Origin of the sequence: Micrococcus sp. KRD096, from assembly GCF_017168495.1 — a bacterium.
GTDB classification, from domain to species: domain Bacteria; phylum Actinomycetota; class Actinomycetes; order Actinomycetales; family Micrococcaceae; genus Micrococcus; species Micrococcus luteus.
On record NZ_JABFAY010000012.1, the window covers coordinates 9,464 to 29,052 of the forward strand.

At 73.4% G+C, this 19,589-nt stretch carries 17 protein-coding genes; 10 read left to right on the forward strand and 7 right to left on the reverse strand.

Translation table 11 applies throughout. The features are described from left to right. The 6 genes from J1M41_RS05135 to hutG all read left to right on the forward strand — a co-directional run. Positions 1-783 (forward strand): DUF1648 domain-containing protein (locus tag J1M41_RS05135; RefSeq protein WP_206451299.1); only part of this gene is annotated, 783 nt, incomplete at its 5' end. A gap of 8 nt (positions 784-791) precedes the next feature. Beyond that, positions 792-1,328, forward strand: coding sequence for a metallophosphoesterase (locus tag J1M41_RS05140; protein ID WP_206451301.1), 537 nt, complete (start codon positions 792-794; stop codon positions 1,326-1,328). A gap of 206 nt (positions 1,329-1,534) precedes the next feature. Continuing rightward, positions 1,535-2,467 carry a hypothetical protein gene (locus J1M41_RS05145; protein WP_206451302.1) on the forward strand — a complete coding sequence of 311 codons (933 nt, stop codon included), beginning with the start codon at positions 1,535-1,537 and terminating at the stop codon, positions 2,465-2,467. Between the two features lie 225 nt (positions 2,468-2,692). Continuing rightward, on the forward strand, positions 2,693-4,063 hold the full coding sequence (locus tag J1M41_RS05150; protein ID WP_206451303.1) for an O-acetylhomoserine aminocarboxypropyltransferase/cysteine synthase family protein: 1,371 nt from the start codon (positions 2,693-2,695) through the stop codon (positions 4,061-4,063). Between the two features lie 3 nt (positions 4,064-4,066). Further along, entirely contained in the window at positions 4,067-4,582 is a 516-nt protein-coding gene (locus tag J1M41_RS05155; protein WP_002857647.1) for a CoA-binding protein, read from the forward strand. 61 nt (positions 4,583-4,643) lie between these two features. Then, the gene (gene hutG, locus J1M41_RS05160; protein WP_206451304.1) at positions 4,644-5,711 is read left to right on the forward strand and encodes a formimidoylglutamase; all 1,068 of its coding nucleotides are present in this window, start codon (positions 4,644-4,646) and stop codon (positions 5,709-5,711) included. A 40-nt stretch (positions 5,712-5,751) separates the two neighbouring features. On the opposite strand, the gene J1M41_RS05165 is transcribed toward hutG, so the two are convergent. Next, positions 5,752-6,429, reverse strand: coding sequence for a GntR family transcriptional regulator (locus J1M41_RS05165; RefSeq protein WP_206451305.1), 678 nt, complete (start codon positions 6,427-6,429; stop codon positions 5,752-5,754). Between the two features lie 103 nt (positions 6,430-6,532). On the opposite strand from J1M41_RS05165, the gene J1M41_RS05170 reads away from it, so the two are divergent. Both J1M41_RS05170 and J1M41_RS05175 read left to right on the forward strand, forming a co-directional pair. Continuing rightward, on the forward strand, positions 6,533-7,195 hold the full coding sequence (locus J1M41_RS05170) for a flavin reductase family protein (RefSeq protein WP_020624777.1): 663 nt from the start codon (positions 6,533-6,535) through the stop codon (positions 7,193-7,195). Continuing rightward, positions 7,192-8,502 (forward strand): MFS transporter, encoded by a 1,311-nt coding sequence (locus J1M41_RS05175; RefSeq protein WP_206451306.1) that lies wholly within the window; start codon positions 7,192-7,194, stop codon positions 8,500-8,502. Before J1M41_RS05170 ends, J1M41_RS05175 begins: the two co-directional genes overlap by 4 nt. A gap of 126 nt (positions 8,503-8,628) precedes the next feature. On the opposite strand, the gene hutH is transcribed toward J1M41_RS05175, so the two are convergent. From hutH to hutU, 4 genes are all read right to left on the reverse strand, one after another. Next, positions 8,629-10,242, reverse strand: a complete 1,614-nt coding sequence (gene hutH, locus J1M41_RS05180; protein WP_206451307.1) for a histidine ammonia-lyase — start codon at positions 10,240-10,242, stop codon at positions 8,629-8,631. Positions 10,243-10,271: 29 nt separating this feature from the next. Then, complete coding sequence (gene hutI / locus J1M41_RS05185) at positions 10,272-11,477, reverse strand: imidazolonepropionase (protein WP_206451308.1); 1,206 nt, start codon at positions 11,475-11,477, stop codon at positions 10,272-10,274. Positions 11,478-11,521: 44 nt separating this feature from the next. Further along, entirely contained in the window at positions 11,522-12,898 is a 1,377-nt protein-coding gene (locus J1M41_RS05190; RefSeq protein WP_206451309.1) for a YjiH family protein, read from the reverse strand. A 117-nt stretch (positions 12,899-13,015) separates the two neighbouring features. Continuing rightward, positions 13,016-14,713: a urocanate hydratase gene (gene hutU, locus J1M41_RS05195; protein WP_145951190.1), complete on the reverse strand. Its 1,698-nt coding sequence runs from the start codon at positions 14,711-14,713 to the stop codon at positions 13,016-13,018. Positions 14,714-14,863: 150 nt separating this feature from the next. Here hutU and J1M41_RS05200 point away from each other — a divergent pair, with 150 nt between their 5' ends. Then, positions 14,864-15,577 (forward strand): IclR family transcriptional regulator, encoded by a 714-nt coding sequence (locus J1M41_RS05200; RefSeq protein ID WP_041104426.1) that lies wholly within the window; start codon positions 14,864-14,866, stop codon positions 15,575-15,577. Positions 15,578-15,691: 114 nt separating this feature from the next. Here the strand turns inward: J1M41_RS05200 and J1M41_RS05205 are convergent, their stop codons facing one another. Both J1M41_RS05205 and J1M41_RS05210 read right to left on the reverse strand, forming a co-directional pair. Continuing rightward, a complete protein-coding gene (locus J1M41_RS05205; RefSeq protein WP_036315779.1) occupies positions 15,692-16,231 on the reverse strand; it encodes a hypothetical protein in 540 nt (179 codons plus the stop codon). A 137-nt stretch (positions 16,232-16,368) separates the two neighbouring features. After that, positions 16,369-17,154, reverse strand: coding sequence for a carbon-nitrogen hydrolase family protein (locus J1M41_RS05210; RefSeq protein WP_098093794.1), 786 nt, complete (start codon positions 17,152-17,154; stop codon positions 16,369-16,371). Positions 17,155-17,324: 170 nt separating this feature from the next. Here J1M41_RS05210 and J1M41_RS05215 point away from each other — a divergent pair, with 170 nt between their 5' ends. After that, positions 17,325-19,544 (forward strand): catalase, encoded by a 2,220-nt coding sequence (locus J1M41_RS05215; RefSeq protein ID WP_044658657.1) that lies wholly within the window; start codon positions 17,325-17,327, stop codon positions 19,542-19,544. Positions 19,545-19,589: the final 45 nt, after the last annotated feature.

Below are 19,589 nucleotides of genomic sequence, written 5' to 3' on the forward strand. Positions count from 1 at the left end.
CCCGACGACGTCCCCGCCGCCGAGTGCGCCGCCCTGCGCCGTGGCCGGCTGCGTCCGTGGCTGCCGTTCCTGCTCGCGGCCGCACTGTGCCTGGCGCTGCTGGGGTGGGCCCTCGTCGCCCTGCCGGGCCTGCCGGAGCGCGTGCCCACGCACTGGGGCGTCGACGGGCGGCCCGATGCATGGGAGGACACCTCGTTCGGCACGGTGGCGACGGGGCCGCTGATCGGCCTCGGCATGACGGGGTTCCTGGCCCTGGTCTCCGCGATGGTCACCGCCCTCGTCCCCACGGATCCGGGGCTGTCCCCGTGGCGGCGCGTGCGCCAGGCGGGGGTGCACCGCGGGGTCCAGGAAAGCCTCGGGTGGTCGTGCGTGCTCATCGTGCTGGTGCTGGCCCCGACGACGGCCGAGGTGCTCGCCGCCGGAGCGTGGACGATGCCCTGGTGGCTCCTGCCCCTCACGCTGACCGTGCTCATGGTGGGCATCTTCCCGGCGATGCGGGCCGGCACCCGGCGGTGGACGCGCTGGTCGGACCGCGTCGCGGCGGAGCTCGGGTACCGGCCCACGGCCGCGGAACGCGCCGAGGACGAGGTGTGGACGCCTTTGGGGCTCAAGCGCGACCCCGAGGACCCGGCCGTCTTCCCCGCCAAGCGCCCCGGCTACGGCGTGGGCGTGACGATCAACCTCGCCACCCCGGTGGGCCGGTGGCTGGTGCGCGGATTCGTGGCGGTGTTCATCGTCGGCCTGCCGCTGGCGATCTGGCTCGGCGCGTACGCCGCGCGGTGAGGCGGACCGTGTCCGACGACGTCGCCGTCCGCCTGCTCCTGATCGCGGACACCCACATCCCGCGGCGTGCCCGTGCCCTGCCCGCGCAGGTGCGGGCCGAGGTGGCGCGGGCCGACGTCGTGCTCCACGCCGGTGACTGGGTGGCCGAGGACGTGCTCGACGACCTCGACGCGCGGGCCGCCCGGCTGGTGGGCGTGTGGGGCAACAACGACGGGCCGGGGCTGCAGGCGCGGCTACCCGAGGTGGCGCGCGTGGAGCTCGGCGGGGTGCGGATCGCGATGGTCCACGAGACGGGCCCGGCGGCCGGCCGCGAGCGCCGCATGGCCGCGGCGTTCCCGGACGCGGACGTGCTGGTGTTCGGGCACAGCCACATCCCGTGGGACACCGTGGCCGGGCCGGAGACCGCGAACCCGGGCCTGCGGCTGCTCAACCCCGGCTCCTGCACGGACCGGCGGCGGCAGCCGGTGTGCACGCTGATGCGCGCGGTGGTGCGGGGCGGGCGGCTCGAGGACGTGGAGCTGGTGCCGGTCGACCGCACGCCGTGACCGACGGGCCGGCCGCTCCCCGCAACGCGGGTTGAGTTATCACCGGTCCAGGCGGCGCGCACCCGTGATAACTCAACCCGCGTCGCGCCGGGGCCACCGTGTCCGGCGGGCCGGCCGCTCCTGCACAGCCACCACGACGACGGCGGCCCTCCCCAGGGCGCGTCGGTTCGGCTCGTCGCAGGGTCCGGGGGCGGCAGGCTCGCCCCATGAGCGCGCGCACGCCCCTGCCGCCCGCCCTCGCCGAGGGCGCCTTCACGACGGCCGAGCTGCACGCCGCCGGCCTGCCGTGGCGCCGGACCCTCGCGGCAGACCTCGCCCGGATCTGCCGCGGCGTGCACACCGCGGGCGTACCCGACCCGTGCGCCCCGGACGGCGCGGCCGCGCTGGCCCGCCTCACGGGCGGGGTGGTCTCCCACGTCTCTGCCGCCCTCTGGCACGGACTGCCGCTGCCGCCCCGCCTCGCGCGGCCGGCCGGGCTGCACCTGACCTTCGACCGGTCCGCGCGCACGCACCGGACCGACCTGGGCGGCGCCGTCAGCCACCGGGTGCGGCTGCCCTCCGACCACGTGCTCGACCTTCCCGACGGCCAGCGGGTCACGACGGCGGCGCGCACCTGGTTCGACCTCGCCGGGATGCTCCGCCCCCACGAGGTGGACTGGCTCATCGCGGCCGGCGACCACCTGGTGCGTCCGCCGTGGACGCCGACGGGCCGGGCGGATCCCGTGGCCACCGTGTCCGAGCTGTCGGAGGTGCTCGCCCGCTGCCGTGGCCGGCCGGGTGTCCGTCTCGCACGTGCCGCGCTGGCGGAGGTGCGCGTCGGGGCCGACTCCCCGCCCGAGACCTTCCTCCGGCTCGCGCTGATCCGGGCCGGGCTGCCGGAGCCGGAGCTGCAGGTCGCCGTCGACCCGGCCGACCCGACCTCGCCCGTCGTGGACCTCGGGTACCGGGGGGCGCGCCTGGCCCTCCAGTACGACGGCGCCGGCCACCGCACGGCTCAGCAGCAGGCGAGGGACGCCCGTCGGGACGCGTACTGCCTCGAGCGGGAATGGACGACCCTGCGCTGCACCTGGGAGGACCAGCGCGCTGGGTTCGGGCGGATCGTGGGGCTGGTCCGGCGTCGGCTCGCCCGCACGCGCTGATCCGCCCCCGCCCGTCCCAACGCGGGTTGAGTTGTCACGGGTCCCGTCCAACGCGGGTTGAGTTGTCACGGGTCCAGGCCCGCGTAACCGGTGATAACTCAACCCGCGTTGCACGGCACCGGCCGGCGCCGCGTGACGCTCTGCGACGTCCCCACCCTGCCCCCGGCGCGCCTCGCCCGGGACAATGGGACGGACTGTCCCGAAGCCTCCATCGAAAGGACCCCCGTGGCTGACCACGAGTTCGGCTTCCGCACCCAGGCGCTGCACGCGGGCGCCGTCCCGGACGCCGTCCACGGCTCCCGCGCGGTGCCGATCCACCAGACCAGCTCCTTCGTGTTCGAGTCCGCCGAGGACGCCGCCAACCTCTTCGCGCTGCAGAAGTACGGCAACATCTACTCGCGGATCGGCAACCCCACGGTCGCCGCGTTCGAGGAGCGGGTCGCCACGCTCGAGGGCGGGATCGGGGCCGTCGCGACGGCGTCCGGCATGGCCGCCGAGTTCGTCACCTTCGCGGCCCTCGCCGGGGCCGGCGACCACATCGTGGCGTCCTCGAAGCTCTACGGCGGCACGATCACCCAGCTGGACGTCTCCCTGCGCCGGTTCGGCGTCGAGACCACGTTCGTGGACTCCGCCGAGGCCGCGGACTTCGAGGCCGCCCTCCAGCCCAATACCAAGGCCGTCTACACGGAGATCGTCGCCAACCCCTCCGGTGACGTCGTGGACCTGCCGGGCCTGGCCGACGTCGCCCACCGGCACGGCGTGCCGCTCGTCGTGGACGCGACCCTCACCCCGCCCTACCTGATCCGGCCGATCGAGCACGGCGCGGACATCGTCATCCATTCGGCCACGAAGTTCCTCGGCGGGCAGGGCACCACGCTCGGCGGCGTCGTGGTGGAGTCCGGCCGCTTCCCGTGGGACAACGGCAAGTTCCCGTCGATGACCGAGCCCGTGCCGTCGTACGGCGGCGTCTCCTGGTGGGGCAACTTCGGCGAGTACGGCTTCCTCACCAAGCTCCGCTCGGAGCAGCTGCGCGACTTCGGCCCGTCGCTGGCCCCGCAGTCGGCCTTCCAGCTGCTGCTCGGCGTCGAGACGCTGGCCCCGCGCATGGACGCCCACCTCGCCAACGCCCGCGCCGTCGCCACCTGGCTGGACGAGGACCCACGCGTCTCCTGGGTCCGCTACGCCGGCCTGCCCGACCACCCGCACCACGCCCGCGCGCAGCAGCTGCTGCCCCGGGGCGTCGGCTCGGTGTTCAGCTTCGGCGTGGCCCCGGCGGCCACGGACACCGACGACGGCGCCTCCGGTCCGGAGGCCGGGCGCGCGACGGCCTCGCGCTTCATCTCCGCGCTGCAGCTGGCCTCCCACCTGGCCAACATCGGCGACGCGAAGACGCTGGTGCTGCACCCCGCCACGACGACCCATCAGCAGCTCACCGCCGAGCAGCTCGTGGCCGCAGGCATCCCGGCGGACCTGATCCGCATCTCGGTGGGCATCGAGGACGTCGAGGACATCCTCTGGGACCTGGACCAGGCCCTGACCGAGGCCACCGGCCGCACCCGCGACGGCGCCATCGTCCCCGCAGAGCAGGAGGCCTGAGCCATGAGCACCACCCACCCCGAGCGCACCTGGACCGGCCCCGGCGCCCCCGAGCGCCTGGCGATCCTGCGGCGCACCCGGTCGATCGCGATCGTGGGCGCCTCGGACAAGCCAGCCCGTGCGTCCTACTTCGTGGCCACGTACCTGCTGAGCTCGACCACGTACGACGTCTACTTCGTGAATCCCGTGCTCGCCGCGGCCGGCAAGGAGATCCTCGGCCACCGCGTGTACGCCTCGCTGGACGACCTGCCCGTCACCCCGGACCTCGTGGAGGTGTTCCGCAAGTCCTCCGACGCCCCCGAGGTGGTGGCGGATGCCGCCCGCGTGGGCGCCCGGACCGTGTGGCTGCAGCTGGGCATCTGGAACGAGGACGCCGCGCGTCAGGCCGAGGCCGCGGGCCTGGAGATCGTGATGGACCGCTGCGTGAAGATCGAGCACGCCCGCTTCCATGGCGGGCTCAACCTCGCCGGCTTCGTCACCGGCGTGATCAGCTCGCGGCGCCAGGAACTGGACCGCTAGGCGGACGACGCCCCGTGTCGGGCGTCGTCCGGCCCTCGTTGCGCACCCGCCCGTCGATGGCGTGGGATGGGCCCATGACCTCCGAGCTCCCCTCCCCCTCCCTCCCCCCCTCTCCCCCGCCTGGACCGGCCGCACCGACGGCGACGCCCCCGAGCACCTGCGCTGGCACCAGGTCGTCCGCCCCGCCGACGGCCGCGGCGAGCCCACGACGCCGCAGCGCCACCCCGGTGCCGGTGCTCCGACGTCGGGCGCGCGGTCCACGGCGCTCGTCGGCTTCGCCTCGGACGAGGGCGTGCGCCGGAACCACGGCCGCGTGGGCGCCGAGGACGGCCCGGAGGCGCTGCGCGGTGCGCTCGCCTCGCTCGCGTACCTCGAGGGCACGGGCGCGCTCGTGGACGCGGGCGACGTGTCCGTGGACCGTGGCGACGACGCCGCCCCGGGCGAGCTCGAGGCGGGCCAGGCCGAGCTGGGCACGGTGGTCAGCGGGCTGCTGAACGCCCACGACCTGGCCGTGGTGCTCGGCGGCGGACACGAGACCGCCTACGCCTCGATCACGGGCCTGACCGGCTCCACGCGCGTGGGCGCGGGCACCCGCGTGGGCATCCTCAACCTGGACGCGCACTTCGACCTGCGCGAGGCGCCGCGGCCCAGCTCCGGCACCCCGTTCCTCCAGGCCCTGCGGGATGCCGAGGGGGCGGAGCATCAGCTCTCCTACGCGGTGGTGGGCATCAGCGAGGCCAACAACACCCGGGCCCTGTTCGACACCGCGCGCGAACGCGGGGTCACGTGGGTGACCGACGAGCAGGCCCAGACCGCCGACGTCACCGGCGTGCGCCGCTGGGTGCGCTCGTTCATCAACGCCGTGGACGTGCTCTACCTGACGATCGACCTGGATGTGCTGCCGGCCGCCGTCGCCCCGGGGGTGAGCGCACCGGCCGGCTTCGGCGTGCCGTACGAGGTGATCCACGCGTGCGCGCTGGAGGCCACCCAGTCCGGGAAGCTGGCCCTGGCCGACGTCGTGGAGCTCAACCCCGCCCTGGACGTGGACGGCCGCACGGCGAAGGCCGCGGCCCGGCTGATCCACACGATCGTCAGCCGTCACCGGACGGACGCGTCGCTGCTGGCCTGAGGCGGGCCGGGGGTCCGTTCAGGCGCGGGGGCCGCACGCGTCAGCGTCCCTCCACCCACGGGGCCGGGGGCTCGGTGCTGCCGTGGGCCGCGCGTCGGGCGGCGTAGTCCAGCGCCGAGCGTGCCAGGAAGTCGTGCAGGGCCAGCACCCCGGCCCGGGCTCCTGCGGCGTCCCTCCGGGTCACCGCCTCCAGCGCCGGGACGTAGAACGCCCGGCCGCGTTCGACCTCGTCGGGCAGGCCCTTCGTGGTGGCGAGCCAGAACCGGCGGCACAACCCCTGGAGCGGGACCAGGGAATCGGCGAGATAGCGGTTGTTCGCGATCGTGCGCAGGAGTTCGTGCGAGCGCCCGACGGCAGCGACGTACGCCGCCAGGTCCTCCACCGTGCGCAGGTGCCGCACGTGGGCCGCGACGGCGGCCAGCTGCTCCTCGTCCGCCCGCGCGCAGGCCAGTCCCACGGCCAGCGCCTCGAGCGACCGCCGCACCTCCAGCCTCTCCAGCTGGTCGTCCACGGAGATCGGGGGCACCTGCAGTCCCCGTCCCCCACCGGCCAGGAGCCAGTGGTCTCGGATGAGGCGCTGCACCGCCTCGCGCAGGGGCGTGCGCCCCGTCTCGGCGGCGTCAATGAGGTCCGCCTCGCTGAGGATGGCGCCCGGTGGCAGCTCCCCGGTCTCGATCTTCTGCATCAGGCGGGCGTAGGCCTCCTCCGACTTGTTCATGGGCCCAGCGTAGGCAGTGATCTGCCCCCAATCCGCTTGATATATCCGGGATATGCGGCGTAGCGTGACCCACATCCTGTTACCGGCGTCACATGGAGGACTCATGAAGTACCGCCCGCAGCACGAGGCCAACCCCCTGCCCTTCTCCCCCTTCAAGAGCTCCACCGTGCCGCGGCCCATCGGCTGGCTGTCCTCCGTGAGCACGGACGGCCGGGAGAACATCGCCCCCTACAGCCAGTGGCAGAACCTCACCTTCGACCCGCCCATGGTGATGTTCTCCGCGAACCAGTACCCGGACGGACGCCGCAAGGACACCGTCCTCAACGCGGAGCAGACCGGCTGGTTCGTGTGGAACATGGCCACCTACGACCTGCGCGAGGCCGTCAACGTCTCCGCCATGGCCCTGGAGCCGGGCGAGAGCGAGTGGGACCGCATCGCCGAGCACGGCGTCACCAAGGTCTACGCGGACAACCACCCCATCCCGATGGTCGCCGAGTCCCCCGTGCGCTTCGAGTGCCGCTACCACTCGACGCACCGCATCAAGGGCGACTCGAACGTCGGCACCATCGACGTGGTCTTCGCCCACGTGGACACCATCCACATCGACGACGACGTCATCACCGCCGACGGCCGCCTCGACATCCCGCGCATCCAGCCGATCGCCCGCCTGGGCTACTTCGACTACACCGTGGTGCGGGAGACCTTCGAGATGCGGGTGCCCGGCGCCGACGGCGATGCCCAGGCCGGCCTCGAGGGACGGGCATGAGCACCGCGGCCACCGGCGCGGCCCGGCCCGCTCCCGTGCCCGCGGCCCGCCCCCGGAGCCTGAAGGACATGCTGGCCGTGAACTTCGGCAACGCGCTGGAGTGGTACGACTGGAACGTCTACACGATCTTCGCCCCGGTCTTCGCGGCGCAGATCTTCCACGCGGACAACCCCACCTCCGAGCTGCTCGCCACCCTGGCCGTCTTCGCGGTGGGCTTCGTGGCCCGCCCCATCGGCGGCTACGTGTTCGGCGCCTACGCGGACCGGGTGGGCCGCAAGCGCAGCCTCTTCGCGGCGATGATGATCACCGCGCTCGGCAGCCTGATCATCGCCTTCACCCCCACCTACGGCACGGTGGGCGTCCTCGCCTCGGTGATCCTCGTCATCGCCCGCCTGCTGCAGGGCCTGGCGCACGGCGGCGAGATGGGCACCTCCGTGACCTACCTCGTGGAGCGGGCGCCGCAGGGCCGGCGCGGGCTGTTCGGGGCGACGTCGTGGGTGTCCGTGGTGGTGGGCACGATCCTGGCCACGCTCGTGGGCCTGGCCATCAACACGCTGCTCTCCCACGAGCAGGTGGCGTCCTGGGGCTGGCGCGTGGCGTTCGGCATCGGTGGCGTCCTCGGCCTCTACGCGCTGTACCTGCGACGGAGCCTGACGGAGTCGGAGCACTTCACGGCGGCGCAGCAGGTGGTGCCCACCGCCGACGACGCTCCCCGCCGGGGGCCAGGTGCGGTGTGGCGCGGCCTGCTGACGATCTTCCTGGTCTCCGCGGGCGGCTCCCTGATGTTCTACACGTGGCTGATCTACCTGCCCACGCACGCGCAGGTGACCCATCAGATGGACAAGTCCACCACCCTCTCGGCCTCGCTCCTGGCCCAGGTGATCTTCCTGGCCGCCATCCTCGGGGCGGGCCTGCTGGGCGACCGGGTCGGCCGCCGTCCGCTGGTCATCGCCTTCGGCCTGCTCTTCGTGGTGCTGCCGTTCCCGCTGTTCGGCATGCTGGACGGCACCTTCGCCTCGTTCCTGCTCGTGCAGACCATCGCCCTGCTGGCCGTGGCGCTGCTGTTCGGCGTCAACGGCGCCGTCTGGTCCGAGGCGCTGCCCACAGCGGTGCGCGCCAAGGGCGTGGCCACCATGCTCTCACTGGCCACCGCGATCTTCGGCGGCACGGCGCCGTACCTGATCACGTGGCTGACGGCGCAGGGGTGGACCAGCGCGTTCCCGATCTACCTCATGGTGGTCGGCGGCCTCACCGGCCTGACCGGCCTGTTCATGAAGGAGACGAAGGACGTGGACCTGGCGGCCTGAGCCGGAGCCGACCGGCCCGACCCGCAGGCCGCCCCCTCCACACACAGAGTGGTCACGACACGCCGTCTCGCGCAGGCGCACGCGGCGTGTCGTGACCACTCTGTGGCGTCGGACCGCTCTGCGGCGTCAGTGCCCCTCGGCCTCGGCGCCCTCGGACTCCTCGGCCAGGTCCTGCGGCTCGGCATCGGCGGATACGCCCGCGAGCGCCTCCGCCACGGCGGCCAGCACGGACCCGTCGCGCAGGGCCTGCTCGGCGGCGGCCAGCTGCGGGGCCATGTACTGGTCCGGGCCGGGGCCGGGGACGCCGGCCTCGCGGATCACGCGGACGGCGGCACCGGTCGCGGCGGAGGGCTGCAGCGGGGCGCGCAGCTCGATCGCGCGGGCGGCGGCCACGAGCTCGACGGCGAGCACGCGGCGGAAGTTCTCCACGGCCGAGCGCAGCTTGCGGGCGGCGTGCCAGCCCATGGAGACGTGGTCCTCCTGCATCGCGGAGGACGGGATAGAGTCCACGGACGCGGGCACGGCCAGACGCTTCATGTCCGAGACGAGCCCGGCCTGCGTGTACTGGGCGATCATCATGCCGGAGTCCACGCCCGGGTCGTCCACGAGGAACGCGGGCAGCCCGTGTGAGCGGGCCGGGTCCAGCATGCGGTCGGTGCGGCGCTCGGACATGCTGGCGACGTCGGCCACCGGGATGGCCAGGAAGTCCAGCACGTACGCCACGGGCGCCCCGTGGAAGTTGCCGTTCGAGCTCACCCGGCCGTCGTCGAGCACCACCGGGTTGTCCACGGTGGCGGCGAGCTCGCGCTCGGCCACGGTGCGCACGTACGCGAGGGTGTCGCGCAGGCCGCCGGCCACCTGCGGGGCGCAGCGCAGCGAGTAGGCGTCCTGCACGCGGGAGTCGCCCTCCTTGTGGCTGGCCACGATCGGCGAGCCCGCCAGGATCTTCAGCATCCGGTCGGCGGAGGTCGCCTGGCCCGGGTGGGGGCGCAGCGGCAGGTGCAGCTCCGGCACGAACACGCGGTCGGTGCCGAGCAGCGCCTCCACGGACATCGCGGCGGTGAGGTCCACGGTGTCGGCGAGCTCCTCGAGGTCGGCCAGCGCCATGATCAGCATGCCGAGCATGCCCTCGGTGCCGTTGACGAGGGCCAGGCCCTCCTTCTCCCGCAGCTCGACCGGCTCGATCCCGGCCTCGGCGAGCGCCTCGCCGGCCGGACGCAGCGCGCCGTCCGTCCCGACGACGTCGCCCTCGCCCATCAGCGCCAGGGCCACGTGGGAGAGCGGTGCGAGGTCACCGGAGCAGCCCAGGGAGCCGAACTCGCGCACGGCGGGGGTGATGCCCGCGTTGAGCATGGCCACGAAGGTCTCGACCACCACGGGGCGCACGCCCGTGCGGCCGGAGGCCAGCGTGGTGGCCCGCAGGAACATCAGCGCGCGGACGACCTCGCGCTCCACCACGGGGCCCATGCCGGCGGCGTGGGAGCGGATCAGGGACTTCTGCAGCTGCGCGCGGGACTCGAGCGGGATGTGCTTGTCCGCGAGCGCGCCGAAGCCGGTGGAGACGCCGTAGGTGGGGGTCTCGGCCTCGGCCAGCGCCTCGACGTGGCGGCGCACCGCGCCGACGGTCTCGAGCACGTCGTCGGCGAGCACCACGCGGGCGTCGTGGCGGGCCACGGCGACGACGTCGTCCAGGGTGGCCCCGGACGTGCCGAGCGTGACGGTGGCGGGAGGGGTGGTCATGGTGATGCGTTCTCCTTGCTGTCGGTCGATCAGACGGCCCGACGGCCCGCGCGCCAGACCGCATGGGTCAGCGGCATGCCGGGGCGGTAGGCCAGGTGGATGGCGGCGGGGGCGTCGAGCACGTGCAGGTCGGCGCGCTTGCCGACCTCGAGGCTGCCGACGCGGTCCTGCGCCCGCAGGCCGATGGCCCCGCCGAGGGTGGCGGCGCGCACGGCCTCGGCGAGGGTCAGGTGCATCTGCAGCACGGCGGTGCCCACGTTGAAGTTCATGGACGTGGTGTAGCTGGTGCCCGGGTTGCAGTTCGAGGCCAGGGAGACCTCGATGCCGGCGTCGAGCAGGCGACGCGCGGGCGCCAGCGGGGCGCGGGTGGACAGGTCGCACGCGGGCAGGCAGCCGGCCACGGTGCCGGGCGTCCCGGTGGCCGAGGCGCGGTCCCAGCCGGCCCAGGTGCCGGCCAGGGCCTCGACGTCCGCGTCGGAGAGGTGGTTGACGTGGTCCACGGAGGCGGCGCCGAACTCCACGGCCACGCCCACGCCCGGGCCCTGCTCGATCTGGTTGCCGTGCAGGCGCACGCCCAGTCCCGCCGCCACGCCCGCGGCGAGCACGCGGCGAGTCTGCTCGGCGTCGAAGGCGCCGGCGTCGCAGAACACGTCCACCCAGCCCGCGTGCTCCCGCACGGCCTCGAGCATCGGTCCGACGACGTCGTCGAGGTAGTCCTCCGCGTCCCGGCCCGGGGGCACGAGGTGGGCGCCGAGGAAGGTCACCTCGTCGACGAGGCCCTCCTCGCGCAGCCCGGCCAGCAGGCGCGCGTGGCGAGCCTCCTCGTCCACGGTGAGCCCGTAGCCGGTCTTGGTCTCGAGGTAGGTGGTGCCGCCGGCCACCGCGTCGGCCACCCGGCCGCGGACCAGCTCGGCCAGGCGGTCGTCCGAGGCGGCGCGGGTGGCGGAGGTGGTCACGCCGATGCCGCCGGCCGCGTAGGACTCCCCGGCCATGCGGGCCTCGAACTCGGCGGAGCGGTCCCCGTCGAACACGAGATGCGTGTGGGAGTCCACCCAGCCGGGCAGCACGGCACGACCCCCCACGGACACCCGGTCGTCCGCGTCCGGGGCGTCCGCGGCGGCACCGATCCAGGCGATGCGCTCGTCCTCGACGACGACGGCCGCGTCCTGGAGCACCCGCCCTTCGGGGTCGACGGTGGTCAGCTCGGCGATGTCGGTGATGAGCGTGGAGCGCATGGGGGCCTCTCTGCGGGACGGACGGGGGGGCGGTGGGGTGGGCCTCAGGTGAGCGCGGCCACCAGGTGGGCCAGCGGCGTGGCCAGCACGATGGTGAGCGCCACGCGCTCGACCCAGATCACCAGGAGGTGCCACATCTTCACGGGGATGTCCGTGGCCAGGATGGCAGGCACCACCGCGGAGAAGAAGATGATCGCGGAGACGCAGACGACGCCGATCACGAACCGGGCGACGAGGTCTTCGTGGCCGGCCGCCATCGTGGCCGGGATGAACATCTCGGCGATCGAGGTGGCGGAGGCCGAGGCCAGCAGGCCGGGGTCGGAGTAGCCGAACGCCCAGAACAGCGGGTAGAAGATCACGCCGATCCACTCGAACACGGGCGTGTAGGTGGCCAGGACCAGGGCGATCAGGCCCACGGACATGATGGACGGCAGGATCTGGAGCACCATCACGAGGCCGTCCCGGAAGTTGACCCAGATGTTCTTCGGCAGGGACGGTGCCTCGGCGAGGGTCTGCTCGGCGGCGCGACGGGCCACGCGGAAGCGGTCCCGGGTGACGGCCTGCTCGGGCGAGTGCACCGCGCCGGGGTACACCTCGTCAGGGATGCGGCTCAGCGGCGGGATGCGCACGGTGATGGCCGTGACCACGAACGTCACCAGGAGGGTGCCGAAGAAGTACCAGAGCCAGATGTCCATCAGGCCCAGCGTCTTGGCGACGATCACCATGAAGGTCGCGGACACCGTGGAGAAGCCGGCGGCGATGATCGCCGCCTCGCGGGCCGTGTAGCGGCCGCCGGTGTACATGCGGTTCGTGAGCAGCAGGCCCAGGGCGTAGGAGCCCACGAAGGAGGCCACGGCGTCGACGGCGGCGCGGCCGGGCACCCGCCAGATCGGCCGCATGGCCGGGCGCAGGTAGACGCCCACGAACTCCATGAGGCCGTAGCCGATCACGAGGGCCAGGAAGACGCCGCCGATGGGCACGATCAGGCCCACGGGCACCACGAGCTTGTCCATCAGGAACGGACCGATGCTCTTGTCCAGGATCCAGCTCGGGCCCACGCCGAACACGATCATCGCCGAGGCGACCAGGCCGAGCACGGCGAGGAACGCGAAGACCGTCCGCGTGGTGCTGGTCCGCCAGCGACCCGAGGCGAACGGGTACACGGCGCCTGCGGCGATGATGGCCAGGCCCACCCAGCGGTCGGCCGGGCCGAGCAGCCCGCGCACCCAGGTCACCAGGTGGTCCAGCGGGATGGAGCTCGCCCCGTTGATCGTGACGGGGACGAAGAACATGACGATGCCGATCGCCGAGTAGACGATCATGCGCCAGCGCGCCGGCGGGCGGGGCGCGTCGGCCTCGATCGCGGCCATCGCGGTGGTGTCGGTGTGCAGCTCGTGGTCTGCGGGGCGGGACGAGTCCATCGTGGTGTCCTTTCGATCGCGAGCCGGACGAGCGGATGCCCGTCCGGCTCGCGGCGGTGAAGTCGTCGGACGGCGACGGCGCGGCGGCACCGTCGTCGTCCGACGACGTGACCGGGGTCAGTCCCGGATCGTGGCCTCCATGGGCACACGGACGCCGCGCTCCTTCGCCACCTCGGCGGCGCGGGAGTAGCCGGCGTCGACGTGGCGGATGACGCCCATGCCCGGGTCGTTGGTGAGCAGCGCCTCGAGCTTGGCCGCGGCCAGCTCGGTGCCGTCGGCCACGCCCACCTGGCCGGCGTGGATGGACCGGCCGATGCCGACGCCGCCGCCGTGGTGGATCGACACCCAGGTGGCACCCGAGGAGGTGGCGGTCAGCGCGTTCAGCAGCGGCCAGTCGGCGATCGCGTCGGAGCCGTCCAGCATGGACTCGGTCTCGCGGTACGGGGAGGCCACGGAGCCCGAGTCGAGGTGGTCGCGGCCGATCACGATCGGCGCCTTGACCTTGCCCTCGGCCACGAGCTGGTTGAAGAGCAGGCCGGCCTTGTGGCGCTCGCCGTAGCCCAGCCAGCAGATGCGGGCCGGCAGGCCCTCGAACTCCACGAACTCGGCGGCGCCGTCGAGCCAGCGGTGCAGGTGCTCGTTCTCGGGGAACAGCTCCTTCAGGGCCTCGTCGGTCACGCGGATGTCCTCCGGGTCGCCGGAGAGCGCGGCCCAGCGGAAGGGGCCGAGGCCCTCGCAGAACAGCGGGCGGATGTAGGCCGGGACGAAGCCCGGGAACTCGAACGCGCGGGAGTAGCCGGCCTTGCGGGCCTCGTCGCGGATGGAGTTGCCGTAGTCGAACACCTCGGCGCCGATGTCCTGGAAGCCGACCATGGCCTCGACCTGGCGGGCCATGGACTCCTGGGCCTTCTTGGTGAAGGTGTCCGGGTCGGCCTCGGCCTCGGCGTGCCAGTCCTTCTCGTCGATCTCGATCGGCAGGTAGGACAGCGGGTCGTGCGCGGAGGTCTGGTCGGTGACGATGTCGATCTCGACGGTGCCGGCCTTCTGGCGCTCGAGCAGCTCGGGGAACACCTCGGCGGCGTTGCCCACGAGGCCCACGGAGACGGCCTCGCCGTCGCGCTTGGCCTGCATGACGCGCTCGACGGCCTTGTCGATGTCCGTCTCCACCTCGTCCAGGTAGCGCTTGCCCATGCGACGGCGCAGGCGGTCCTCCGAGACGTCCACGATCAGGCAGACGCCGCCGTTGAGGGTGACGGCCAGGGGCTGGGCGCCGCCCATGCCGCCGCAGCCGCCGGTGAGGGTGAGGGTGCCCTGGAGGGAGCCGTCGTAGCGCTTGCGGCCGATCGCGGCGAAGGTCTCGTAGGTGCCCTGCAGGATGCCCTGGGTGGCGATGTAGATCCACGAGCCGGCGGTCATCTGGCCGTACATCATCAGGCCCTCGGCCTCGAGCTTGCGGAACTCCGGCCACGTGGCCCAGTCGCCCACGAGGTTGGAGTTGGCGATCAGCACGCGCGGGGCCCACTTGTTGGTGCGGAACACGCCCACCGGCTTGCCGGACTGCACCAGGAGGGTCTCGTCCTCCTCGAGGTCCTTGAGGGTGGCGACGATGGCGTCGTAGGCCTCCCAGGAGCGGGCCGCGCGGCCGGTGCCGCCGTAGACGACGAGGTCCTCGGGACGCTCGGCGACCTCGGGGTCCAGGTTGTTCATGAGCATCCGCAGCGGGGCCTCGGTCTGCCAGGACTTGGCGGAGAGCTCGGTGCCGCGCGGGGCGCGGATGGTGCGGGACGGGTCGTGCTGGGTGAAGCCCTCGGCCATGGCAGTTCCTCTCGACGGGGTGCGTGCGCCGCCGGGACGGGTAGCCCCGGTGATTTCACGGCTCGGCATGCACTTTCCGAACATTGAAACAGTGACTCGGCTCACGCGCAAGCCCGATCCGCGTGTCCCGCACCCGTTACGCTCCCTCTCATGACCACCACCCCCACCGCCTCGACGCGCACCGTGGACCGGGCCCTGGACCTGCTCGCCGCCGTCACCGAGCAGCCCCGGCTGAGCCTGACCGAGGCCGCCCGCGCCACGGAGCTGCCGGCGTCCACGGCGCTGCGCCTGCTGCGCAGCCTCGAGGGATCCGGCTTCGTGGCCCGCGACGACGACGGCGCCTACCGCCCCGGCGTGCGCCTCATCCAGCTCGGGGCGCGGGCCTTCTCCCGAGACTCGCTCGTGCAGCTGGCCCGCGGGCCGATGGACCACGTCGTGGCCGCCACGGGCGAATCCGTCTACCTCTCGGTGACGACCCCTCCGGACTCCGCCGTCTACCTGGCGATCGTGGAGGGCACGCACTCCGTCCGCCACACGAACTGGGTCGGACGCACCGTCCCCCTGGCGGGCACGGCCGTGGGCGACGCCCTGCGCGGCAGCGTGGCCGCGGGGGACTACACGCTGCGCACCCGTTCCGTGGAGAAGGACGTCACCTCGCTGTCCGCCCCCATCAGCGTGGCGGGCACGGTGGTCGGTGCGCTCAGCACGCTCGTGCCGGCCTACCGCTGCACGGACGAGCTGGCGGACCGGTGCGGGGCGGCCCTCGTCGCCGCCACCGGCGAGCTCGCGCACCTGCTCGGGGCGGCCGACACTCCCAGGGAACGCCCAGCCGACTCCCCTGGAAAGCCCAAGGCGAGTTCGTAGGCTGAAGCCACCTCATCGAAGGTGCGAGTGATGACGGAGAAGGCCCCGGGCCCGGCGAGAGCCGGAACCGGGGCCTTTCTCTGCGGCCGGCGCCCGAGGCGCCGGTTGCGGGGATCAGCGGCGGGAGGAGACGACGCCCGCCCAGAGGCCGCCGAGCAGGCCCGCCACCGGCAGCATCCAGAACAGGTGCAGGCCCGCCCCGTAGAGGACGGTGTTGGAGAACACCGCGAACAGGCCCACGGCACCGAGGAAGCCGCCGACCACGCCACCGACCACGTAGCGCACGACGGAGCGGGCAGCCCCGCCCATCAGCAGCACGACCAGGTAGCCGGCCGCGCCCGCCAGGGCGCCGCCCACCAGGCCGAACATGAACGACTGCACCAGCACGACCCAGCCGTGGCCGGTCTCGCCCAGCGCCACGGAGCCGTTCGGATCACCCAGGTCGCCGGTGAGCACGCGCACGACGTTGCCGATGATCACGACGAGCACCGAGACGAGGATGACGCGGTTGGTGAAGCCCCAGCCCTCCACCGGGCCCAGCGGCTCGAGCACCTCCTCCTCCACCACGGCGTGGCGCACGGGGCGGGCCGGGGCGGTGTGGGCGTTCGCGGCGTGGGGCTGGACGGCGTGGCTGCCGTCGGCGTTGATGGTCATCTCTGATCTCCCGTCCCGCCCCGGGCGGGGCGCGTTCCGAGCGCCGGGGCGCCCGTCTGGTTGCACGTCTGACGTGATTTTAGGCTTTTCCCAGCCCGAGGGGGTAATGGTGACCCGTCCGCCGGGCGGGGGGCGGCTCAGAGGACGTCGGTGCGGCGGTTGGCGAGCGAGGGGAGGAACTCCCGGACCTCGTCGATCCGCTCGCGGGTGACCTCCGCGGTCACCACGGCCTCCCGCTCGTCGGCGAGCTCGGCGACGGGCAGCGCCAGCGGGTCCACGATCATCGAGTGGCCCACGGTGCCGTCCGAGCACGTGTCGGCCGCGGCCACCCACACCGTGTTCTCCACCGCGCGGGCCTTGAGCAGGGTGCGCCAGTGGTCCACCTTGTGCTCGCCGGAGAACCACGCCGCGGGGATCACGAGCACGTCCGCGCCCTCCACCGCCAGACGCCGGGACAGCTCGGGGAAGCGCAGGTCGTAGCAGGTGAGCAGGCCCAGGCGGAGCCCGCCGAGCTCGATCGCCGCGACGCCGCCGTCGCCGGGGGTGATCCGGTCCGACTCGCGGTGCGCGAACGCGTCGTAGAGGTGGAGCTTGCGGTACGCGCCCAGCCGGGCGCCGTCCGCGCCCACCGCCAGCAGCGTGTTGTAGGGACGCCGGTCCGGTCCCGGCTCGTAGCCGCCCGCGACGACGGCGATCCCGTGCTCACGCGCCAGCGCCGCCAGGCCCGCGGCGAACGGCTCCCAGGCCGCGGCGACGGCGTCGGGGAACTCCTCCCCCACCTCGCGGGCCCCGAGCATGGCCTCCTCGGGCAGCACCAGGAGGTCCGCCCCCTCGCCCGCGGCGCGGGCGGCGAGGCGGGCCATCACGGCCAGGTTCGCCTCGACGTCGCCCACGGGTCCGAACTGTCCGACGCTGATCCTCATGCCCCCAGGGTAGCCAGGCCCCTGCCGGTGGCCGTCATCCCTGGTCAGCGCCGCGGCCAGCCGCCACGCTGGGGACCGGGCACGACGTCGGCCCGCATCGGCCGCCGTCGTCCTCCGCCCCCGATCCGCGCGGCACCGCGCGGCACGTCGACACCACAGGAGCAGACGCGATGACCACCCAGCAGCCCGACATCCCCGGCACGCCGGGGCCGATCACCCCCGACCTCGAGGAGCACACCGCCCTCACCCACCCGGACCAGCCCGTGGCCGTCCCGGCCCCGGACCAGCGCGGTCCGGCACAGGTCTCCCCCACCGGCCAGGACACCGGCGCCGACCCCGCGACCGCCGCGCAGGGCTGCCCGTACCTGACCACCGCGCACGGTGTGCGCCTGCAGGACTCGGACCACTCGCTCAAGGCCGGCCGCCGCGGCCCCACCCTGCTGCAGGACCACCACCTGCGGGAGAAGCTCAGCCACTTCGACCACGAGCGCATCCCCGAGCGCGTGGTCCACGCCCGCGGCGCCGGCGCCCACGGCGTGTTCCGCGGCTACGGCACCGCCGCGAAGATCAGCCGGGCCGGACTCTTCGCCAAGGACAAGGAGACGGAGGTGTTCGTCCGCTTCTCCACCGTGGCCGGCTCCCGCGGCTCCATGGACCTGGCCCGCGACACCCGCGGCTTCGCCACCAAGTTCTACACGGACGAGGGCACGTGGGACCTGGTGGGCAACAACATCCCCGTGTTCTTCGTGCAGGACGCCATCAAGTTCCCGGACGTGGTGCACTCGGTGAAGCCGCACCCGGACCGCGAGATCCCGCAGGCGCAGTCCGCGCACGACACGTTCTGGGACTTCGTGTCCCTGCACACCGAGGCCCAGCACCACACCCTGTGGAACATGTCCGACCGCGGCATCCCGCGCTCCTACCGCATGATGGAGGGCTTCGGCGTCCACACCTACCGCCTGATCGCGGCGGACGGCTCCACCGTGCTGGTCAAGTTCCACTGGAAGCCGATGCTCGGCGTGCACTCCGTGACCTGGGAGGAGGCGCTGCTCACCAACGGCATGGACCCGGACTTCCACCGGCGTGACCTCGCCGACGCGATCGAGGCCGGCGCCTTCCCCGAGTGGGAGCTCGGCGTGCAGGTGTTCGAGGACAACGAGGAGCAGATGTTCGAGGGCATCGACCTGCTCGACCCCACGAAGCTGGTCCCGGAGGAGCTCGCCCCCGTGCAGCCCCTCGGCCGCATGACGCTGAACGCCAACCCGTCCAACTACTTCGCGGAGACGGAGCAGGTGGCCTTCAACCCGGCCAACCTCGTGCCCGGCATCGACGTCACCAACGACCCGCTCCTGCAGGGCCGCCTCTTCTCCTACCTGGACACGCAGCTCACCCGCCTCGGCGGGCCGAACTGGAACCAGCTGCCCATCAACCGCCCGCACGCCCCGGTCAACGACATGCTGCGTGACGGCTTCCACCAGAGCGCCGTGCATCGCGGCGTGGCGCCGTACCGGCCCAACTCGCTCGACGGCGGCCTGCCGTACGAGACCCCCGCGGACGACCACGCGTTCATCGAGCACCCGGAGCCGCTGCCGGCCTCGGTGAAGGAGCGCGCGCACGCCGCGTCCTTCGACGACCACTTCTCGCAGGCGCGCCTGTTCTTCCTCTCCCTCTCCGAGGTGGAGCGCGAGCACGTGGCGCAGGCGTACACGTTCGAGCTCGGCAAGTGCTACGAGCAGACCATCCGCGAGCGCCAGCTGGCCCACCTCGCCGCGATCGACACGCGACTGGCCCAGCAGGTCGCGGACGGCCTGGGCATCCCCGTTCCCGCGCCGACCGAGACCCCGGCCGACGTGCAGCCCTCCCCCGTGCTGTCCCAGATCGGCGGCGCGTGGCCGCTCGACGGCCGTCAGGTCGGCGTCGTGGTGGGCGAGTCCGTGGACGAGAAGGAGCTGGACGCCCTCGTGCAGGGCATCCACGGTGCGGGCATGGTCCCGCTGGTCATCGCGCCGAAGGGCGGCCCCGTGGCCGGGGAGATCGTGGCCCAGCGGACCTACCTGACCGCCGCGTCCATCGAGCTGGATGCCGTGGTCGTGGCCTCGCCGGCGGCCCCCGCCGCCGACGCCGCCCCCGGCCTGGACCAGAAGGCCGGCGCCGCCGACCCCGAGGCGGTGGACCCGCGCGTCATCAAGGTGCTGCAGGAGATGTGGCGCCACTCCAAGGCGATCCTCGCCCTCGAGCCGGCGGAGGCCGTCCTCGCGGCCGCCCAGGTGTCCGGCAAGGGCGTCGAGTCCGCGGCGGACGGCGCGGCCGCCGTGGCGGCGCTGAAGCAGCTCCTGCCCGCGCACCGCGTGTGGGACCGCTTCCCGACGACGGGCCGCCTGGCCGACTGACCGGCGGACCCCCGGGCGCTTTCGAACGTGAGATAGGGCCTATCT

What these genes read in the sequence shown, in the direction of transcription:
- J1M41_RS05145 (WP_206451302.1), top strand. Translation starts at nt 1,535, where the DNA reads ATGAGCGCGCGCACGCCCCTGCCGCCCGCCCTCGCCGAGGGCGCCTTC.
- J1M41_RS05155 (WP_002857647.1), top strand. Translation starts at nt 4,067, where the DNA reads ATGAGCACCACCCACCCCGAGCGCACCTGGACCGGCCCCGGCGCCCCC.
- J1M41_RS05165 (WP_206451305.1), bottom strand. Translation starts at nt 6,429, where the DNA reads ATGAACAAGTCGGAGGAGGCCTACGCCCGCCTGATGCAGAAGATCGAG.
- J1M41_RS05170 (WP_020624777.1), top strand. Translation starts at nt 6,533, where the DNA reads ATGAAGTACCGCCCGCAGCACGAGGCCAACCCCCTGCCCTTCTCCCCC.
- J1M41_RS05175 (WP_206451306.1), top strand. Translation starts at nt 7,192, where the DNA reads ATGAGCACCGCGGCCACCGGCGCGGCCCGGCCCGCTCCCGTGCCCGCG.
- hutH (WP_206451307.1), bottom strand. Translation starts at nt 10,242, where the DNA reads ATGACCACCCCTCCCGCCACCGTCACGCTCGGCACGTCCGGGGCCACC.
- hutI (WP_206451308.1), bottom strand. Translation starts at nt 11,477, where the DNA reads ATGCGCTCCACGCTCATCACCGACATCGCCGAGCTGACCACCGTCGAC.
- J1M41_RS05190 (WP_206451309.1), bottom strand. Translation starts at nt 12,898, where the DNA reads ATGGACTCGTCCCGCCCCGCAGACCACGAGCTGCACACCGACACCACC.
- hutU (WP_145951190.1), bottom strand. Translation starts at nt 14,713, where the DNA reads ATGGCCGAGGGCTTCACCCAGCACGACCCGTCCCGCACCATCCGCGCC.
- J1M41_RS05200 (WP_041104426.1), top strand. Translation starts at nt 14,864, where the DNA reads ATGACCACCACCCCCACCGCCTCGACGCGCACCGTGGACCGGGCCCTG.
- J1M41_RS05205 (WP_036315779.1), bottom strand. Translation starts at nt 16,231, where the DNA reads ATGACCATCAACGCCGACGGCAGCCACGCCGTCCAGCCCCACGCCGCG.
- J1M41_RS05210 (WP_098093794.1), bottom strand. Translation starts at nt 17,154, where the DNA reads ATGAGGATCAGCGTCGGACAGTTCGGACCCGTGGGCGACGTCGAGGCG.
- J1M41_RS05215 (WP_044658657.1), top strand. Translation starts at nt 17,325, where the DNA reads ATGACCACCCAGCAGCCCGACATCCCCGGCACGCCGGGGCCGATCACC.